This window comes from Filobacillus milosensis (assembly GCF_004402015.1).
Classification (GTDB): Bacteria; Bacillota; Bacilli; order Bacillales; family Alkalibacillaceae; genus Filobacillus; species Filobacillus milosensis.
Genome location: NZ_SOPW01000001.1, coordinates 123,610 through 138,473 on the forward strand (window position 1 = coordinate 123,610; position 14,864 = coordinate 138,473).

12 protein-coding genes and 1 other annotated feature are annotated in these 14,864 nt (G+C 35.4%); of the genes, 1 reads left to right on the plus strand and 11 read right to left on the minus strand.

Going from position 1 to position 14,864, the window contains the following annotated elements; translation table 11 throughout:
* Positions 1–13 precede the first annotated feature (13 nt).
* The 6 genes from mreB to E3U55_RS00685 form a co-directional block, all read right to left on the minus strand.
* Positions 14–1,048: a rod shape-determining protein gene (gene mreB / locus E3U55_RS00660; RefSeq protein ID WP_134338396.1), complete on the minus strand. Its 1,035-nt coding sequence runs from the start codon at positions 1,046–1,048 to the stop codon at positions 14–16.
* Between the two features lie 204 nt (positions 1,049–1,252).
* Complete coding sequence (radC, locus tag E3U55_RS00665; protein WP_134338397.1) at positions 1,253–1,942, minus strand: RadC family protein; 690 nt, start codon at positions 1,940–1,942, stop codon at positions 1,253–1,255.
* A 159-nt stretch (positions 1,943–2,101) separates the two neighbouring features.
* Positions 2,102–2,941 carry a hypothetical protein gene (locus E3U55_RS00670; protein WP_134338398.1) on the minus strand — a complete coding sequence of 280 codons (840 nt, stop codon included), beginning with the start codon at positions 2,939–2,941 and terminating at the stop codon, positions 2,102–2,104.
* A gap of 162 nt (positions 2,942–3,103) precedes the next feature.
* Positions 3,104–4,822 carry a sensor domain-containing diguanylate cyclase gene (locus tag E3U55_RS00675; RefSeq protein WP_134338399.1) on the minus strand — a complete coding sequence of 573 codons (1,719 nt, stop codon included), beginning with the start codon at positions 4,820–4,822 and terminating at the stop codon, positions 3,104–3,106.
* A gap of 19 nt (positions 4,823–4,841) precedes the next feature.
* A complete protein-coding gene (locus tag E3U55_RS00680; protein WP_134338400.1) occupies positions 4,842–6,146 on the minus strand; it encodes a bifunctional folylpolyglutamate synthase/dihydrofolate synthase in 1,305 nt (434 codons plus the stop codon).
* 50 nt (positions 6,147–6,196) lie between these two features.
* Positions 6,197–8,839: a valine--tRNA ligase gene (locus E3U55_RS00685; protein WP_134338401.1), complete on the minus strand. Its 2,643-nt coding sequence runs from the start codon at positions 8,837–8,839 to the stop codon at positions 6,197–6,199.
* 52 nt (positions 8,840–8,891) lie between these two features.
* Positions 8,892–9,116, minus strand: a binding site (T-box leader).
* A gap of 223 nt (positions 9,117–9,339) precedes the next feature.
* Between E3U55_RS00685 and E3U55_RS00690 the strand changes: the two genes are divergently transcribed.
* Complete coding sequence (locus E3U55_RS00690; RefSeq protein ID WP_134338402.1) at positions 9,340–9,528, plus strand: hypothetical protein; 189 nt, start codon at positions 9,340–9,342, stop codon at positions 9,526–9,528.
* 4 nt (positions 9,529–9,532) lie between these two features.
* On the opposite strand, the gene E3U55_RS00695 is transcribed toward E3U55_RS00690, so the two are convergent.
* From E3U55_RS00695 to hemC, 5 genes are all read right to left on the minus strand, one after another.
* Positions 9,533–10,723: a LysM peptidoglycan-binding domain-containing protein gene (locus E3U55_RS00695; RefSeq protein ID WP_134338403.1), complete on the minus strand. Its 1,191-nt coding sequence runs from the start codon at positions 10,721–10,723 to the stop codon at positions 9,533–9,535.
* 139 nt (positions 10,724–10,862) lie between these two features.
* Positions 10,863–12,152, minus strand: coding sequence for a glutamate-1-semialdehyde 2,1-aminomutase (hemL, locus tag E3U55_RS00700; RefSeq protein WP_134338404.1), 1,290 nt, complete (start codon positions 12,150–12,152; stop codon positions 10,863–10,865).
* A gap of 16 nt (positions 12,153–12,168) precedes the next feature.
* Positions 12,169–13,146: a porphobilinogen synthase gene (hemB, locus tag E3U55_RS00705; protein ID WP_134338405.1), complete on the minus strand. Its 978-nt coding sequence runs from the start codon at positions 13,144–13,146 to the stop codon at positions 12,169–12,171.
* 2 nt (positions 13,147–13,148) lie between these two features.
* Positions 13,149–13,922 (minus strand): uroporphyrinogen-III synthase, encoded by a 774-nt coding sequence (locus E3U55_RS00710; RefSeq protein WP_134338406.1) that lies wholly within the window; start codon positions 13,920–13,922, stop codon positions 13,149–13,151.
* Positions 13,922–14,854 (minus strand): hydroxymethylbilane synthase, encoded by a 933-nt coding sequence (gene hemC / locus E3U55_RS00715; protein ID WP_134338407.1) that lies wholly within the window; start codon positions 14,852–14,854, stop codon positions 13,922–13,924. The genes E3U55_RS00710 and hemC overlap by 1 nt, the downstream gene beginning before the upstream one ends.
* Between the last annotated feature and the right edge of the window lie 10 nt (positions 14,855–14,864).

The following is a 14,864-nucleotide window of genomic DNA, read 5'->3' on the forward strand; positions in this document are numbered from 1 at the left end:
GTAGCACCTACTCTTAATTAAGTATGTTTCTTCGTGCAATATTAGGCGAGTTCTTAAAATGTTCAATATCATCTAGAGCTTTACCTGTACCGATTGCTACACAATCTAATGGGTTATCAGCTATAAAAACGGGTATTTTTGTCTGTTCTTTTATAACATCGTCCAAATGTCGTAATAATGCGCCGCCGCCAGTTAATACTATTCCACGGTCCATTATATCAGCAGAAAGTTCTGGTGGGGCATTCTCTAAAGTGTTGAGGACGACACTAATAATAGATTGGATTGTATCAGATATCGCTTCAACGATTTCTGAATTAGTAACTTCAACAGTTTTGGGGAGTCCAAAGACTGTGTCTCTTCCTCGTACTTCCATTCTGTCATTTTCCGATGTTGGCTTAGCTGAGCCCAGCACAATTTTTATCTTTTCAGCTGTTGATTCACCGATGACCAACTCTTTTTCCTTTTTTATGTAATATCTGATTTGCTCATCAATTTCATCACCAGCTACTCGGATGGATTGACTCGTTACAATTCCACCTAAAGAGACAATTGCTACTTCAGTTGTTCCACCACCAATGTCTACGACCATATTTCCTGTCGCTTCCCAAACAGGTAAACCAGCCCCAATTGCTGCCGCAAATGGCTCAGATATAGGATATACATTCTTAACACCTGCTTGTTTAGTAGCATCGATCACTGCACGTTCTTCAACCATGGTTATACCAGATGGTACACAAACCATAACATCAGGCTTTCCAAACCATGATTGAACATTAAGTTTTCCAATATAATATTTCATCATAGAAGATGTTGTATCGTAATCTGCAATGACACCATCTTTCATCGGTCTAATTATAGATAAAGACTCCGGTGTCTTTCCAATCATCTTTTTTGCCTCATCACCAATCGCAGTAATTTCACCTGTCTGATTATTTATAGCGACTACTGAGGGCTCTCTTAAGACAATACCTTTTCCTTTAACAAATATTAACGTATTAGCAGTTCCTAAATCAATTCCAAAATCTTTGTTTAACAAAGATGAACCCATTACAATCTTCCTCTCCGATGTCATTCATTTATACTTAAAATTATGTAATGGTATTAAAAAACATGAATAAGCGCCACAACTTTACAAAAACTTTTGGCTGATGGCGCATTCTATAATTCTATATTTTATTATACGAAAAAAACTAAAAAATAGATAGAGTTATCAATAGCAAAAATGTGGGATATTGTAACTATTTTAATTTGTTTACAAGTAACCTTTTTCTTTTAAAGATATAAACTTTTGATCTCCAATAACTAAGTGATCTAACAATTCGATACCTATTACTTTACCGGATTCTGATAACCTTTTTGTTACATGAATATCTTCATTAGAAGGCGCTGGGTCTCCAGAGGGGTGGTTATGTGCGCAAATAACTGAGGCAGCTGAACGCTTAATAGCTTCTTTAAATACTTCACGAGGGTGTACAATTGAAGAATTGAGACTTCCAATAAAAATAGTCTGACGATGAATGACTTGGTTTTTAGTATCTAAGTAAAGTGCAACAAAATGCTCTTGTTTTAAATCCCTCATTTCTTCCATTAAAAAATTAGCACCATCCTCAGGACTTCTAATGGTGAATCGATCTCCTACTTTAAAAGAATGAAGCCGCTTCCCTAATTCAATTGCTGCCATTATTGAAACTGCCTTAGCTTCACCTATCCCTTTAATCATAGTTAATTCATTAATGGTAGCACCTTTTAATAGGGACAATCCCTCAAAATGCACTAGGACACGAGTTGCTAATGATAATGCCGAAGTTCCTTTTGTGCCGCTTCCCATTAAAATAGCTATCAACTCTTGATTTGATAGTGCCTGAGGACCTGCTTGAATTAACCTTTCCCTTGGTCGGTCATCTTTTGGTACATCTTTAATAAAAATACTATCTGTGTTCATGGATTAACTCCTTTCAGCTAAACTTAATTAAAACACATTTATTTTACTCATTAGAATTGTTTAACACAAAACATAGAAAAACACGGTTCCCCCCTACTGAAACCGTGTTTTCTATATTGATTAATGGCTTTTATATACAAAAAAATGCTGATAAGTAAATTAGTTTAGATTTGCGAAAAATAGATATAAATTTAATAAAGTATTTCTTTCATGAAATTGCTGTATATTTTCATTGGTTGTATTCTGGAAATTAGTTAAGTTTTCTCGCATATTATTGATGTGGTCATTATTCTGATAAGACTCCTTCGTATCATTCAACCACTCTTGAGTCTGGTTCATCCAATTCCTATTATTAGCAGAGTTTGAATACTCATTTAGAATTGTTAGTCCTTCATTTAACCAATTTTTCTCTTCATCACTAACGGCAACTGTAGAAGTGCTATAATTCCATTTTTTATAAAAGAAATCTGTCATATATACTAAACCTTTAGATTCCAGAAAATTCGTAATTGATTCCTTTTCAATTTCAGAAGTAATTACATGACTAATAACAAAAAACTGTCCACTTTGTTCTTGAACAACAGCTGGTATAGAATTCGGAATTAAAAGGGTCTCATTTAAATCATTGGCATTTTCTTCAGTAGAAAACAAACCAAATTGTATGACTTCAAACGTATTACCCGGTAACTTTAACTCTCCTGTGCGAACTTCATCATTGGTTTGATCTTGCACTTCTTCGTCATCATCAACACTTGTTACAGGAACAGCATCTGGTGTCAGGTCAGAGAAGAAATATATTAATCCTGCACCAAAAATCCCCCCCAATAAAACTGCCAATAGTATAGGTTTAACCATTTTTCCGAACATCGAACGACCACGAAAAGTTAATGAATAGGAATGTTGCTTGTTTTTTGGAGTCAGAAAGTTTTCTAAATCATGTTTTTTATTATAATTGGATTGTTGATTCATAGTTACCCGAACTTTATTATGCTCGTCCATTTTCTAACCACCTTACCTTAAGATGGTTAGAGTTTATCATAGAGTCGGTGCAAAATTAGCCAAAAATTGTCATAGTCATTCGACAAATTTAAACTAATAATAAAATGCCTTAACTTACAAATAATCTTAAAAGTAAGTTAAAGGCATTTTCTCTACTTAATATTAAACTGATAATGAAGCTACTTTATTTTTACCATTGCGTTTTGCTCCAACATACATTGAGCGATCCGCATTACGAATTAATTCTTGTGGAGATTCACACTGGTTCGGGTATGTCGCTACACCAATACTTGCTGTTACATTAATTTCCTGAACTTCCACATTTCCATTAATGTGTTTGTAGAGAACGAAAGGTTCCTTTGCAATGGCTTCTCTAATATCTTCAGCTAATTGGACGACTTCTTCATGAGGCATGTTTTTTACAAGTATGGTAAACTCCTCACCACCATAACGCGCAATAATACCATATTGCCCGAAATAATCAACTAAGCGTTTAGATAATTCAGTGAGAACTTCGTTACCAGATTCATGACCATAATTATCATTAATTGCTTTAAAAGAATCTAAATCCAAAATAATAACAGATAGAATTTCTGATAAGCCTTTAGCTTCTAAATCTGATGCATATCCATCTAAATACTCTATAAAGTAACGATAATTATATAGGTTGGTTAACTGATCACGTTGCATACGGGTTTTAGCTGCCTCATAGTGTCGGGCATTTTCTATAGCTACAGATAAGAAGTTAGCTAGAATTTCTAACAACATTAAATGATATTTTTCATAAGCATTAATTTCATGTGATGCAACAGACAGAACACCTACAATTTTATTATTTCTTAAAATTGGAACACCTATTACACAGTTAACACCTGCAGCTAACTCATGATTGTACAGGTCATTAATATCTTTTTTTCGAGTTAACATGATACTCTTCTCTTCATCGTAAACTTTTCCTGCAAAGCCTTCTCCACGATATAATTTATAATCTTTTTTAATTTGAGTGCCTTGATGATCCATGTAACGAATCAAACTCATTGAGTTCGATTCTGTTGTGATATCAAATACATATATATGTGATGTAGGAATTAACTTCTCAATTTCTGATAAGAATGTATCTAAAACACTTTTTACATTTAAACTCTTTGATAATTCGTGTCCGATTTCACTTGTTGTATGTAAAAATTTATTAATTCGTTGTGTCTTATGATAATAAGAAAATACAATCGAAAGTAAAATAAATGGAATACCCACGAGAAATACCGCTACAGCTTCAATTTGAACGTACATTAGATATAACACTATACCCAGTGGGAAGACAAGTAAGTTTAAGCCTGTATCGATAAGTAAACTTTTGGGAAAGGCAAAGAACTTTTGTCCATTCAAATAGGTTTGAAAAACTGATAAGCAAAATTGATTAACTAAAATGGATGTTAATATATATCCAACAATAGGTACAATTTGCTCAAAAGAATTGAACATTAACTCCCCATGCGTCCCACCCAAAGCATAATATACACCTGCAGATGCAAGTGAGACAATTATAAACATCGTTGAATTAGTTGCAATTCTGTATGCTTCATCCTTTTTTAACTTAGTCACGACAAACATCGGTATAAACATTATTTGGGATAGTACGACTTCAACAAACAGCCCAAAATATAGGAATGCGGCTAAGCTAATTCCATTCACGAATAAAACAGTAATAGTGCCAACTTTAACAGGGAAAATTGCTACCGCACTAATGACAATCGCAAAGGCCAATAAATCAACCCAATGTTCCGTTAAGTCTGGACTGAATTCTAAATATAGGTATACCATGGTTGCCGGAAAAACAAGTAACCATATTAACCATACTGTTATTACTTTAGATCTTGCCATAGAAATACCCCTTCATCTCTTAATTCGTCTCACTATTAGTTCGGGTTAAGAAATCTCTGACCTCTGATATAAAATATAAAGAACCTGTAATTATTAAAACACGATCTGTTTTTCCGCTATCAATAAAGTTTTGAATAGTTTGTTTCCAATTTTCTGAAACTATTATACCGTAATTGTCAGCATAAGGTAATAGTTCTTTATACCTATAACTTCTGAAAAAGTTAAATGTTGCTATCGTTATGTTCTCAAAATTCTCTTGCAGTGTCTGCAACATAGGTATAATCGGTTTATTCTTTAAAATTGACAATAAAATATGAACGTCTTCATTTGAGTACCGTTGTTCAATCGTATTGACCAAGGTACATATCGCCTCTAAATTATGGGCTCCATCTAGTATTATTGTTGGATTGGTGTGAATAATTTCGAATCGTCCAATCCACTTTGTTTTCTCTATACCTTCTATAATTTTCTCTATCGACAAAGAAAATCCCTCTATTTCGGATATTTTTTTTATACTGTATATGGCTATTGTTGCATTTTCTATTTGATGTTTGCCGCTCATACTTAATTTAATATTATCTATTTGTAAATCCGAAGTTACAAATGTAAATATTTCTCCTTGCTTACGACTTGCTACCCAACTATAATGATAGTCTTCATGTAAACGATATAATGGACTTCTTTTGGAGGCTGCCTGTTCTTTAATAACTTGAAAAGCTTCATTTTCTAATACATTTGTAATGACTGGAGCTTCAGATTTAATAATACCTGCTTTTTCATATGAAATTTCTTCAAGCGTATCACCAAGTATATCCGTATGATCATAACCAATCATTGTAATAAGTGACAGTATTGGATTGATCACATTGGTAGAATCTAATCTGCCTCCTAGTCCGACTTCAAAAATAGCATAATCTACAGCTGAGTCATAAAAAAATTTCAAAGCTATAACCGTGATTAATTCGAACTCAGTCGGTCTTCCTAACTCTGTATTGCCTAATCGATCACTTAGTGGTTGAAGTAGTTCTACATACTTAACTAATTGACTCCCAGAAATGGGCTGTCCGTTTATACTAATTCGCTCATTAAAAATCTCAATATAAGGCGAAGTAAATGTACCCACTGTAAAACCATGCATTTCTAGAATATTTCGCATGTAAGATACAGTTGACCCTTTGCCATTAGTTCCTGCCACGTGAAGAAGTTTTAGTTGATTTTCAGGGTGATCCAAGTTCTCTAATAACCACTCTACTCGTTTTAAGCCTGGCTTAATCCCAAATTTTAATTGATCATGTATCCAGTTAATGGCTTGTTGTTCATTCATAATAATCCCTCATATAATAATTGCCTGCCCTAAAGGCAGGCAATTGATATTTATCCTTCTAATTCTTTAATTCGTTCTTCTACTAATCGCTGTTTTTCCAGATAGTCTTTTTCTTTGTCTCGTTCTTCCTGTACAACATGTTCTGGTGCTTTACTTACAAAGTTTTCATTAGATAGTTTCTTTTGAACCCGATCGACTTCCTTGTTCCATTTATCTAACTCTTGTTTTAATCGATCAATTTCAGCATCGATATCAATTAAACCTTCAAGTGGGAAGAAAATTTCCGCACCGGTAACTACTGCACTTTTTGCCTGCTCTGGTACTGAAACATCTGTTTCAATTATAAGTTCCTCAGGATTACAGAAACGATCTAAGTATACTCTATTATTTTTAAGTTCATTAACAACTGAATCATCATTAGGTTTAATCATAATTTTAATTTCCTTAGACATAGGTGTATCCACTTCAGATCGTACATTTCTAACAGCACGAATGATTGAAACTAATCGCTGCATTTCTTTTGATGACTGTTCATTATTGTATTCACTACGAACCTCTGGCCAAGATGCTTCAACAATAGACTCGCCCTCATGTGGAATGTGCTGCCATATTTCCTCGGTAATGAACGGCATAAACGGATGTAACATTCTTAAAATGCTATCTAAAGTCACAACTAGCACTGAGCGAGTTGTCTGTTTAGCCTCTTCATCTTCACCGTATAATGGTAGCTTAGCCATTTCAATATACCAATCACAGAACTCATCCCAAATGAAGTTATATAAATGTCTTCCAGCTTCACCAAAGTCATAGCGATCAATATTACGAGTAACATTTTCAATCGTTTCATTTAGTCGAGTTAGAATCCATTCATCAGCTAATGATTTATCTTTTGACAAATCAATATCTTCATATTTCAAATCCTCTAAATTCATAATTACAAATCGTGAAGCATTCCAAATCTTATTGGCGAAGTTCCAAGTTGATTCAACTTTTTCCCAATGGAAACGTAAGTCTTGACCAGGCGAAGAGCCTGTCGCCAAGAAGTAACGTAGAGAATCCGCTCCGTATTGGTCGATTACATCCATCGGGTCAACACCATTACCAAGTGATTTACTCATCTTACGTCCTTGTGCATCACGTACTAAACCATGCATAATAACATCTTTAAACGGACGACGGTTTGTAAATTCCTTAGACTGAAAGACCATTCGTGCTACCCAGAAGAAGATAATATCGTAACCAGTTACTAGTGCATCTGTTGGGAAATAACGTTTAAAATCTTCACTTTCTTCATCTGGCCAACCCATGGTAGAAAAAGGCCATAATGCAGATGAAAACCATGTATCTAAAACGTCTTCATCTTGCTCCCAATTCTCTAAATCTTCAGGCGCTTCCCTTCCAACGTAAACTTCTCCAGTTTCTTTATTATACCAAGCTGGAATACGATGTCCCCACCACAATTGACGGGAAATACACCAATCTCGGATGTTTTCCATCCAGTTTAAATAAGTGTTCTCGAAACGTTCAGGAACAAAATTTACTTTGTCCTCAGATTTTTGTAGATTTACAGCTTCTTCAGCAAGGGGCTCCATTTTTACGAACCATTGAGTTGATAGATAAGGTTCAACAACTGCTCCACTTCGTTCAGAATGACCAACAGAATGATGATGCTCTTCAATTTTGAATAAGACGCCTTCATCCTGTAAGTCTTTAACTAGTTGTTTACGGCATTCAAAACGATCTAAACCTTGATATTTATCAGCATTTTCATTCATTGAACCATCTTCATTCATAACTAATATACGCTCTAAGTTATGACGGTTACCAATTTCAAAATCATTTGGGTCATGGGCTGGTGTAATTTTAACAGCACCAGATCCAAACTCCATGTCTACATAATCATCAGCTACAATTTCAATTTCACGACCTACAATTGGTAGTGTAACCTTTTTACCTATTAAATGCTTATAACGCTCATCTTTAGGATGAACAGCAACAGCTGTATCGCCTAGCATTGTTTCAGGTCGAGTCGTTGCAATTTCAATATGCCCTGATCCATCTGTTAAAGGGTACTTCATATGATAAAATGCACCATTTACATCATCATAAATAACTTCAATATCTGATAATGCAGTTTGGGTACTAGGGTCCCAGTTGATGATATACTCGCCTCGGTAAATTAATCCTTTTTCATAAAGCGTAACAAATACTTCTTTAACTGCATTTGATAACCCTTCATCCAAGGTAAAACGTTCCCTTGAATAGTCTAAGCCAAGACCTAACTTTTCCCACTGCTGACGGATGAATGAAGCGTATTCCTCTTTCCATTCCCATGAACGCTCCAGGAACTTCTCACGTCCTAAGTCATAACGGCTTACGCCTTCTTCTTTAAGCTTACCTTCAACTTTAGCCTGAGTTGCAATACCCGCATGGTCCATCCCAGGTAACCATAGAACATCGTATCCACGCATACGTTTATAACGCGTAATAATATCTTGTAATGTCGTATCCCAAGCATGACCTAAGTGAAGTCGTCCCGTAACATTGGGTGGTGGAATAACAACCGTGAACGGTTCCTTCGAATGATCATCTTTTGCTTCGAAAAATTTCCCATCCACCCAGAAGTTGTAACGATCCTTCTCTACTTCTTGTGGATGATACTTTGGCGCCATTGAAGTATTTTGGTCTGCCATATAATTCCCTCCTAAAATTCTTTATAAAAATAAAAAAATCTTTTCATCCTTAAAAAAGGACGAAAAGATTTACTTTCGCGGTACCACCTTTGTTCACAAACTAATATAGTTTGCGCACCTCAATAAATTAACGGTTTTCCCGGATTCATCTACTATCAGTTCAATGAATCTGCGTATTCAGAGCGACCTTCCAAGCTTTCACACCGAGGAAACTTTCAGCAAATGTTTCCCTCTCTGTCGGAATCTAACCTGTACTCTTCTCTTTCAAAGCATTTATAACAGTATAAGGTTTTGATTATTATTCTATACGTATTTTACTGAATAAGTCAATTATTTTCAATAAAAATATGCGATTAATATTTTATTTCTAAGGTAAATATCAGAAGGTAGTATATGACATCCTAAAAATATAAAAAGGCAGGCACACGCCCACCTTTTTGGCTATTATTAAACACATTTTATCTTCCTCCTCATATTGTGTAATAGAGAGGAGGAGACTAATGGCTAGGTATTACCGATATCGCTTACCACCTTGGGCAAGGCATTGTATATTTGTCATCGAAAAATGCACGTTACCCATCATGATCTTTCAATTAATTCGTACTCTTTTATGGCCTACTACACTTGATGTGTTTTTAGCTGGCTTTTTAGTTGGTGTATATATAGCCTTTTACTTAGAATGGATTTAACACTCTACTTCTTATAAGGAACGTATAAAACATCTCCAGCCTTGAGATGATTCTCTGAATCAAGACCGTTAAGACGTTCTAGATGTGCAACTGATACCTGGTATGCATTAGCAATCGAATCTATAGTCTCATTCTCTTGGACAAATCTCATTCTAACTTGCACTTTTTCAGGTTCATCAGCATCACGGAAGAAGTTAGACAGATAGTTTAAACCAAGCATCCCTTTCTTCTTAGGTTTTTCATTATCAGACTCCTCACCTTCCATTTGATCGTTACTTGGGTTTTGTGCTGGTTCAATATTTTCTTCTTCCTTGCTCTTAGCTTTAGGTTTTTCTTTTTTCTTTTTCTTTTGAGCCTTTTCATTTACTTCCATTTGCTTTTTAGATTTTTTATTTTCCGCTTCTTTTACTTGTTCATTTTCATCTTTTTGTGGCTTTTGTTCTGCTGCTTTTTTCTTTTCTTCCTGTTTTTCCTGCTCAGCTGCTTTTTTCTTTTCTTCTTTTGGTTTCTTTTGCTCTACTGCTTCTTTATTTTCTTGTTGTTTACTTTCTTCATTTACTTTAGCCTCTTCTTTCTTATTGAAGAATTCATTAAATGATTGAGATTGCTTTTTCTGCCAAAACTCTCGACCTTTTTCATCATTATCTTCACTTTGAGGTTCACTGTTTTCTGTTTCATCAAACTCATCATCTTCAAAGCTTGGAACTTCTTGAAGCTGAAAATCTGGACTTACTTCTTCCTCATGCCTGACTGCATCTTCTTCAATCATTTCTACGTTTGCTAAACGTATTTTAGCATATACATGTAATGTTTTAGGTTCCGGCAATTCATAATCAAAATACTCAATTTCAACATCGGGTTCGCCTGTTTCATTCACACGATTACTAGGTAAAGTTATGTCTACCGGAATAGGATACTGGAATGTTGTAAAGCCATTATCCAGTGCTTTAACTTGTTGCACATAATTTTCTTCATCTGAATCATCCATATAATACATAGGTTCTTCGCCTGGTAGTGATTGATAATCTCCTGATACCATTAAAACGCCACGCAACTGGATGTAATTAGATTCTTTTATGATATTAACATCCGGTTGAATGGAAATTCCGTACAAATCATCAATTTCTTCCCCCTGGCGAAATGAGATCTGTTCATGCATGTCAAATAAAAATGGTTCATTTCCATGTGTACTCAATGCTCATCCTCCTCACAAATATCCTTTACCACTAGATATATGACAACTTGTATTTAAAAAGAACACTATAAAAAGGATTTACAAGGATTAACATAAAACAATCCCACAATACTTAAAATGTATTGTGGGATTAATTAAATTATTTCTTATATTGACTAAAAACTTGTTCAGCAGCTTTAATCGTTTTTTCGATATCCTCATCAGTATGAACAGTTGATAAGAACATACCTTCAAACTGTGATGGCGGTAAGAAGATACCTTGGTCCGCCATAGCACGGTAATATTCGGCAAACCAATCAAGATCAGATGATTTTGCAGTTTCAAAGTTAATAACTTCTTGGTCAGTGAAAAAGAATCCTATCATTGAACCTGCACGATTCACCTGTAATGGTACACCATATTGTTCAGCAGCTTGTTTATATCCTTCGATTAAACGGTCAGCTTTTTTATTAATTTCTTCGTATGACTCTTCAGTTAACTGACTTAATGTTTCATACCCAGCTGCCATCGCTAGAGGATTACCTGATAACGTTCCTGCTTGATAAATGTCGCCAGCTGGAGCTATACGCTCCATAATCTCACGCTTACCACCATATGCGCCAACAGGTAGACCTCCACCAATTACTTTACCTAAGCAAGTTAAATCAGGCGTAACACCAAAGTAACCTTGCGCGCAATTATAACCAACTCTAAAGCCAGTCATGACTTCATCAAAAATAAGTAATGAACCATTTTGTTCAGTTATCTCTCTCAAGTAAGATAAGAAGTCATTTACTGGAGGCACAACCCCCATATTCCCTGAGACTGGTTCTACAATGACCGCAGCGATATCATCGCCATATTGTTCAAAAGCATATTTAACACTTTCTTGATCATTATAAGGCACTGTAATTGTATTCTGAGCAATAGATGATGGTACACCTGGGCTATCAGGTAAACCAAGAGTAGCTACTCCTGAACCTGCTTTAATTAACAGCGAATCCCCATGACCGTGATAGTTACCTTCGAATTTCAAGATCTTATCTCGTCCTGTGTAGCCTCTAGCTAACCGTAATGCACTCATTGTTGCTTCTGTACCCGAATTCACCATTCTTACCATTTCAATAGATGGTACACGGTCGATCACTAATTTAGCTAGTTTGTTCTCATACTCAACATTCGCACCAAAGCTAGTTCCTTTTTCCATCACTTTCTTTAAAGTAGAAACTACTTTTTCATGAGCATGTCCTAAAATAAGTGGTCCCCAGCTTAAGACATAATCAATATATTCATTTCCATCAACATCATAAATTTTAGACCCTTTACCTTCTTCCATGTAAATAGGATCCATATTAACTGAATTAAACGCACGTACAGGTGAGTTTACTCCACCTGGTAATAAATCAACCGCTTCATTAAATAAAGCTTTTGACTTTTCATGATTACTCATCAAATCAGGCCTCCTATTATTCTTGTATCCATTTTGCTACATCTTTAGCTGCGTAAGTAATGATTAAATCTGCTCCTGCTCGTTTCATTGAAGTTAATTTCTCTAATACAATTTGCTTTTCATCTATCCAGCTATTTTGCGCAGCAGCTTTAACCATTGAATATTCACCACTCACATTATAAGCAACTACCGGTACGTTAAAACGATCTCTTACCTCTCTTACGATATCTAAATAGGTCATTGCCGGCTTAACGATTAAAAAGTCAGCGCCTTCCATTACATCAGATTCCGCTTCACGTTGAGCTTCTAAACGGTTAGCTGGATCCATTTGATATGTTTTTCGGTCGCCAAACTGTGGCGTACTTCCTGCTGCATCTCGGAATGGACCGTAAAATGCTGAAGCATATTTAATTGCATAAGACATGACAGGGATATTTTCAAAACCAGCTTGATCTAAACCTTCTCTAATGGCAGTTACAAAACCATCCATCATGTTTGAAGGCGCAATAATATCAGCACCAGCTTTTGCTTGTGATACAGCTGTTTGAACTAATAATGGTAACGATTCATCATTATCAACGTAATGATTATGTATGACGCCACAATGCCCATGGTCGGTATACTCACATAAACAAGTGTCAGCAACAACAATAATTTCTGGGTAATTTTCTTTAATAAAACGAGTAGCTTGTTGGATAATACCTTCATCATTATAGGCTTCTGATCCAACTTCATCTTTATGATTAGGAACTCCAAATAACAAGACAGAACGAATCCCTAACTTTACCACTTCATCCATTTCTTCATGTAAACGATCTATTGAGAATTGATAAATCCCTGGCATTGAAGGCACTTCATTTTTTTGACCCTTTTCTTCTAAAACAAAAATAGGATAAATTAAATCTTCAACATTTAAGTGAGTTTCACGTACAAGCGCTCGCATATTTGCTGAATTTCTTAAACGGCGATGACGGTCAAACTGTAGGTTAGTCATAACTATGACTCCTTTCCAGAATAATAATTGATAACGAACTGTGATAGTCCTTCTAACGTAAAGTTTTTAGGAAAATACGTTTGATTAAAGCCTATCTCAATAGCTTTTGCCTGAGTTGTTTCTCCAATACAAAAGCATGGCGTTTCAAGTACATCTAATGGGATTTCACCCAATAACTCTTCAAAAGCGTTTAAAGAAGAAGGTGACGTAAACACATATCCGTCTATCAATCGTTGATTAACATAATTTATCAATGGATCTTTAACTTCTTCATTAGTTAAAGTCTGATAGACAAATATATTTGTATAATCAATACTTTCTTCTTCCAACGCTTGATCAATCACATCACGGGACAGGTTTCCTTTGACCACTAAAACATTTGTAAGGGGCATTTTTTTAATAAAATCTTTACTAAAGTGATTAGCATCAAAAGTTTCTGGAACAAAAGAAGCTTTATATCCGTACTCAAATAACATTGCCTCAGTTTTAGTTCCAACTACTGCAAAACGAGTTGAAGATAACGAACTATTACTTGTTTGGTGAGCTTCTATTGTCTCGAAAAAATATTTAACACCGTTAGCACTGGTAAAAACGATCCAATCAAAACGTGAAAGATTATCTAAAATTATATGATTCTTATCACGATCCCATCTTACAAACCGAATTAACGGTAAAGGATATACAGTTGCACCTTTATTTTCAAGCGGAAGAATAAAATCTTGTGCTTTCCCCAGTTCACGAGAAATAAAAATACACTTCCCCTTTAAGGTTGCCATTAGTTGTCTTCCATTTCTTTCTTCGCTTGCTCAACCAGTTCTTTAGCACCCTGTTTAATTAATTCATTCGCAGCTTCTTCTCCTGCTTTAATTGGATCCTTAGAGCTTTTAACTGTTTTTAATACCTTTTTACCATCTGAAGATGACACTAATGCTGTTAATACAATCTCATCGCCTTCTCTAACTGCGTATCCAGCTATTGGTACTGAACAGCTTCCTTCTAACATACTAAGGAACTTTCTTTCAGCAGAGACCGTTGTTGCTGTGTATTCATTATTAATTTTCTCTAGTAAATCAATTAATTCTTGATCGCTTTCACGACACTCGATCGCTAACGCACCTTGCCCAACAGCTGGCAAACATACTTCTGGTTCCAGAAACTGAGTTACTAGTTCAGTTGACCATCCCATGCGTTTTAATCCTGCAGCCGCTAAAATAATCGCATCAAAGTTTTCTTCCTTTAATTTTCTTAGTCGTGTGTCAATATTTCCACGAATCCATTGAATTTTTAAGTCTGGTCGATAAGCAAGAATTTGAGCTCCACGACGTAAACTACTCGTTCCAACAATTGCCCCTTCTTTTAACTCATCTAACGACACATGGTCATTTGAAATAAAGGCATCTCGATGATCTTCTCTTTCTGGTACGCATGCGATTTTTAAACCATCTGGTAGTTGGGACGGCATATCTTTCATGCTATGTACAGCCATATCAATTTCTTCATCAAACATCGCTTGCTCAATTTCTTTTACGAAGAGTCCCTTCCCACCAACTTTTGAAAGTGTAACATTAAGAATTTGGTCACCTTTAGTTACAATTCTCTTCACTTCAAATTCGTAGTCACTCGTATGTTTTTTTAGTTCATTAATCACCCAGTCTGTTTGAGTTAATGCCAGATTACTACGTCTCGATCCAATAACGATTTTTCTCATCGTGATCCTC

Excerpts from the sequence above, each read along its gene's own strand:
- radC (WP_134338397.1), bottom strand. The coding sequence starts at position 1,942 with ATGAACACAGATAGTATTTTTATTAAAGATGTACCAAAAGATGACCGA.
- mreB (WP_134338396.1), bottom strand. The coding sequence starts at position 1,048 with ATGGGTTCATCTTTGTTAAACAAAGATTTTGGAATTGATTTAGGAACT.
- E3U55_RS00675 (WP_134338399.1), bottom strand. The coding sequence starts at position 4,822 with ATGGCAAGATCTAAAGTAATAACAGTATGGTTAATATGGTTACTTGTT.
- E3U55_RS00680 (WP_134338400.1), bottom strand. The coding sequence starts at position 6,146 with ATGAATGAACAACAAGCCATTAACTGGATACATGATCAATTAAAATTT.
- E3U55_RS00690 (WP_134338402.1), top strand. The coding sequence starts at position 9,340 with ATGGCTAGGTATTACCGATATCGCTTACCACCTTGGGCAAGGCATTGT.
- hemL (WP_134338404.1), bottom strand. The coding sequence starts at position 12,152 with ATGAGTAATCATGAAAAGTCAAAAGCTTTATTTAATGAAGCGGTTGAT.
- hemC (WP_134338407.1), bottom strand. The coding sequence starts at position 14,854 with ATGAGAAAAATCGTTATTGGATCGAGACGTAGTAATCTGGCATTAACT.
- hemB (WP_134338405.1), bottom strand. The coding sequence starts at position 13,146 with ATGACTAACCTACAGTTTGACCGTCATCGCCGTTTAAGAAATTCAGCA.
- E3U55_RS00710 (WP_134338406.1), bottom strand. The coding sequence starts at position 13,922 with ATGGCAACCTTAAAGGGGAAGTGTATTTTTATTTCTCGTGAACTGGGG.
- E3U55_RS00670 (WP_134338398.1), bottom strand. The coding sequence starts at position 2,941 with ATGGACGAGCATAATAAAGTTCGGGTAACTATGAATCAACAATCCAAT.
- E3U55_RS00685 (WP_134338401.1), bottom strand. The coding sequence starts at position 8,839 with ATGGCAGACCAAAATACTTCAATGGCGCCAAAGTATCATCCACAAGAA.